This is a genomic window from Fulvivirga lutimaris (genome assembly GCF_009711525.1).
In the GTDB taxonomy this organism is placed as follows: domain Bacteria; phylum Bacteroidota; class Bacteroidia; order Cytophagales; family Cyclobacteriaceae; genus Fulvivirga; species Fulvivirga lutimaris.
Genome location: NZ_SMLV01000180.1, coordinates 1 through 4298 on the forward strand (window position 1 = coordinate 1; position 4298 = coordinate 4298).

A 4298-nucleotide genomic window follows, 5' to 3' on the forward strand; every position below is an offset into this window, starting at 1 on the left:
CAGATCATAGTATGTTTATTGACAATGGTATTATAACTAAAATAGAACCAGACTCAGTTGCTGATTATGCAGGATATACTCAGGTAGATGCCAAAGGAGGGTATGTGATGCCTGGCCTAATAGATATGCATGCACATTTATTCGATAGAACAGATGCTGCACAATTTCTTTCTTATGGGGTGACAACAACCCGAAATATGATGGGTTTTCCTATGCACCTGAGATGGAAGGATCAGCAGAAGGAGGGTAATCTGGTTGGCAGTAGAATTATTACGGCCACTCCAACTATAAATTCAGGAAATGATACAGGGCCTTTTCATAAAAACATTGATTCAGCGGATGAAATCCCAGAATTATTAAAGCGCTACAAAGAAGAAGGCTATGATTTCATAAAAATTTATGATGGTATCTATGATGATCAATTTCAGAGCATACTGAATGTAGCGAAAAATCAAAGATTTGATGTGGCAGGGCACCCTCCAAGAGCAGTTGATTTTTTAACGTTAGCAAAGAGCCGTATAGCATCAATAGAGCATATTGAAGAGATATTTCAGGGGCCATTGAATTATGAATTTGATGAAGATTCGGCTCGTGTTATAGCCAATGTACTTGCGGAAAATCAGGTAGCTGTTTGTGTCAATTTGGCTGCTTATCACCAGGTGTTTATGGCGGTAACAGAAAAACAAGACTTTTTGGACACCCAGTATTCCAATATAATTAATCCACTAATACTATTTATCGGTAAAAAGCAGATCAGCGAGTACCCTGGCTACAGTCAGGATGGATATGACTGGACTGTGAAGAAGTATGCCTTTATGGAAAGACTTGTCAATATTTTTGAAGAGGTTGGAGTGCCATTAATATTTGGAACAGATACAGGACCAGTACTAACTGTGCCTGGTGAAACGGTATTATGGGAGATTGATCTTTTGCAAAAGGCGGGATTAAGCAATTTCAAGATATTGGAATCAGCCACTAGAAATGCAGCTAAAGTTTTGAAGAATGATAAGCTCGGTGTGATTAAAAAAGGAGCAATATCAGATTTAATAATTCTTAAAGAAAACCCTTTAGAAAATGCCTTGAATGTCAAAGACATAGAGTCATTGCTACAAGGCCGCAAGCTCTACCGTCAAAATGAACTAAAAAGGCTTAGAGAAATTGGCGAGAATAAACAGTCGACTTATACAACCATTGGAAATTTTCTTGATCACATGTTTAATAAATAATCATGAGATCAAAACAACTAATAACTACATTGCTACTTGCCCTTATTTCAGTATTTAGTTATTCGCAAACTGATGATGAGTGGGGAAATGATTTAAATTTTCTTAAGGAGCAGATTGGAAAAATTGTACCTGATGCTAACCAATATAACTTGGATAATAAATTCAATTCTTTAAAAGAGCATTTTAATGATTTGAGCCACATTCAAAAGGTAATGGCCATTCAGAAATTGTTAGCTGAGTTAAGTGATGAAGGTATTAGGCTCCTACCAATACAGTCCGCTTTTGATAATTCCATTTTGCCTATCAAAACCTATTTGTTCAGCGATGGACTTTATGTCTTGGATGCTTTTGAGGATTATAAATCATTAAAAAATCATAAAGTAGTGGCAATAAATGGAATCAAGGTAGAGCAACTTTATGATCAATTGAGCCCATATCTTTCTGGTGATAATGAGAATTACAAAAAGTATGTTTTCCTTTTTTATCTACAAAGCAGTCTTTGGTTAAAGGGCGCTGGTATTTTAGAGGAGACTGATAAAAGTGTGAATTTAACTTTGGAAGGAGGACAAACCACAAAAGTTGATTTTGGCTCATATGATAATTATTCAGCACTTCAGCGGAATCTTATTGGGAGCGAGGAAGCCGAGCATAGGAGTAATTATTGGAAGTCTTATGACACAGATACGAACACATTATTAATTCAATTTCAAGCTATAGCTGATAATGATACTGGTGACAGCTTTTCAAAATTTGTCAGTGGAATAGAAAAAGATTTAAATTCTAAAAAGATCGATAAACTGATTATTGACAATCGTTTCGGGGGTGGAGGGAATGGTTTTAAACTTAAGCCATTTACTGATTTAATTCAGAAATCTCAACTCAATAAAAAAGGCAAATTATTTGTGCTCATCAGTCGAGCCACAAGAGGAACAGTGATGGAGTTATCTTCTATTTTGGAGCTTAATACCAAAGCAATATTTATTGGTGAGCCAACAGGTGAAGGCCCAAATAGTGTGGGGGATACAAAGTACATTGATCTTCCTCATTCTAAACAGATGATTTCATTAACGCATAAGTTTTGGCCAACAAGCTGGCAATCAGATAATCGGAAGGAATTAAAGCCTAATGTTTCAGTAGCCTACAGTTTTGATGATCATGTAAGCAGATTAGATCCCTGGCTTGAGGCAATAAAAATGGCTGAAGTTGAGCAGCAGACTTTAGAAATGCCTGAAAGCCTTCTAAACGATCTTCCTGGCAAGTACAAAGTTTTGGATTATAATGTGGTAGTTGAGAACAGGGCTGGCGGGCTTTACCTATCTGTAAAACGCAAAATCAAGAGCTTTTTCGAAATTAACACAGAACTTCATCATACCGAACAAGGTGTGCTAACCACTGATATTGAAGACGTAAAATTAAATTATGAAGTTGGGTCGAATGGCAGCGCTGCTTTAACAAGCCTTGATTGGAAAGGGGTGGATTTGAAAGTTGAATAAATAAAAATACCCCCAGTCTCCGGTCAATAGAGATTGGGGGTTTTGCAACTAGTTCAATCTAAACTCAATCGGCAACACTTGTTTCACTCTTACTGGCACTCCGCGCTGCTTCCCTGGTTTCCATTTAGGTGCCTTATTCATAATTCTGAGTACTTCATTGTCGCAGTCTTTATGTATTCCTTTCAATATCTCAAATTCTACCAACTCTCCCTTTTCATCGATTACGAACTGAACAAACACTTTACCTTCGATTCCCATTCTTCTGGGAGCAGGAGGGTATTTAAGATTTTTTTGAACATACTTATAAAACCCTGCTATACCTCCATCTGGCTCAGGCATATCCTCTACGATTGTAAAATCACCAACCGGAGCATCTTCCACTGGAGGTTCTTCGAGAACAACTGGAGGGGTTGGTATAGGATCATCAGTTGGAATGACTACTTCAGGAGGAATTTCTTCCAAAGGGTCATCATTGGGCACCTCCACGGGATTCATAAGCTTAGGTTTGGGTGGTGGAGGTGGTGGATCCTGAATAGTGATAGGTGGAATAATTGTTTCATCTACCATTACGGTAAGATCAATAGGGTCATGAGCTATCGATTTAGTACGATACTCAAAGGCACTTACACATACCATCATTGCGATGAGTAGGCCAATTTGGAAGAAAAGGCCCGACTTATTGCGTAGCTCTTTTTCTGGATTTTTACGTTTTTCCATTGTTTTCGGTGTTTAGTGAATAATTGATTAAAACACCCGGCCGGGATATTTTCTGAACCCCGCTTGTTGGGGCTTGTTTTTGTGGTGATCTGAAGAACAGATAAGAGAAAAATAACAAGGCAATTGTTCCCAAAACAATCAGAAACAACCTGTACGCCTTTCTTAACCTATCTGCTCGGCTATGCTTGTTCATTAGGTCACGATAGTCCTTATATCCCTCAATTCTACCTGAGGTCATCTTCCTTCTTCTTAATCTTATTTCATGTCTTCCCATTACTCTTTCCAGTTGACCGTGAAATACTTCTTTAACTTTTCTATCGCTCTATACAATCTCATCTTGGCGCCACTCTCACTAATATTCAAAATGAAACTGATCTCTTTAAAACTCCGTTCTTCAAAAAATCTTAGTTCCAACACTTCCATTACATCGGTTGGCAGATCATTTAGTGTACTTATCAAAGTGCCTATCTGCCCATCCAGTTCCGGATTGCTGTCATCGGTTTCTATAATTTCAAATAACCTTTCTTCTTCAAGACTAAAAACCCGCTTCCTTTTCTTCTTGTTGTAATGTTTATTCACTTCATTACTTGCTATCCTATACAGCCAGGCCGAAAAGGGCAGACCCCTGAACTCATACTTTTTTAAGCTTTGCAGTGCTTTTAAAAACGTTTGAGACGTTAGATCATCCGTCAGTCCTTCATCATCTGTTCTCCTTAATATGAAATTAAAGATCTGCTCAAAATAGCGATCGTATATCGCGGCAAATGCCCGGGCATCATTCTTCGCTGCTTCAACAATTTTTTGTTCTTCAGCTATCTGATCCTCGGTCATATGTCGGGCTTCGCTCAAAGCATTTATATCG

General features: G+C 38.0%; 5 protein-coding genes. 2 read left to right on the plus strand and 3 right to left on the minus strand.

The annotated features are described in order from the left end of the window. Together E1140_RS01500 and E1140_RS01505 are read left to right on the plus strand one after the other, a co-directional pair. On the plus strand, nucleotides 1–1226 hold a 1226-nt coding region (locus tag E1140_RS01500), incomplete at its 5' end, for an amidohydrolase family protein (protein ID WP_155178312.1). Nucleotides 1227–1228: 2 nt separating this feature from the next. After that, nucleotides 1229–2719 carry a hypothetical protein gene (locus tag E1140_RS01505; RefSeq protein ID WP_155178314.1) on the plus strand — a complete coding sequence of 497 codons (1491 nt, stop codon included), beginning with the start codon at nucleotides 1229–1231 and terminating at the stop codon, nucleotides 2717–2719. Between the two features lie 48 nt (nucleotides 2720–2767). On the opposite strand, the gene E1140_RS01510 is transcribed toward E1140_RS01505, so the two are convergent. The 3 genes from E1140_RS01510 to E1140_RS01520 all read right to left on the minus strand — a co-directional run. Beyond that, nucleotides 2768–3436: an energy transducer TonB gene (locus E1140_RS01510; protein ID WP_155178316.1), complete on the minus strand. Its 669-nt coding sequence runs from the start codon at nucleotides 3434–3436 to the stop codon at nucleotides 2768–2770. Then, nucleotides 3423–3710 carry a hypothetical protein gene (locus tag E1140_RS01515; RefSeq protein WP_155178318.1) on the minus strand — a complete coding sequence of 96 codons (288 nt, stop codon included), beginning with the start codon at nucleotides 3708–3710 and terminating at the stop codon, nucleotides 3423–3425. Before E1140_RS01515 ends, E1140_RS01510 begins: the two co-directional genes overlap by 14 nt. Beyond that, a partial coding sequence (locus E1140_RS01520; RefSeq protein ID WP_155178320.1) for an RNA polymerase sigma factor occupies nucleotides 3710–4298 on the minus strand: 589 nt, incomplete at its 5' end. The genes E1140_RS01515 and E1140_RS01520, both read right to left, overlap by 1 nt.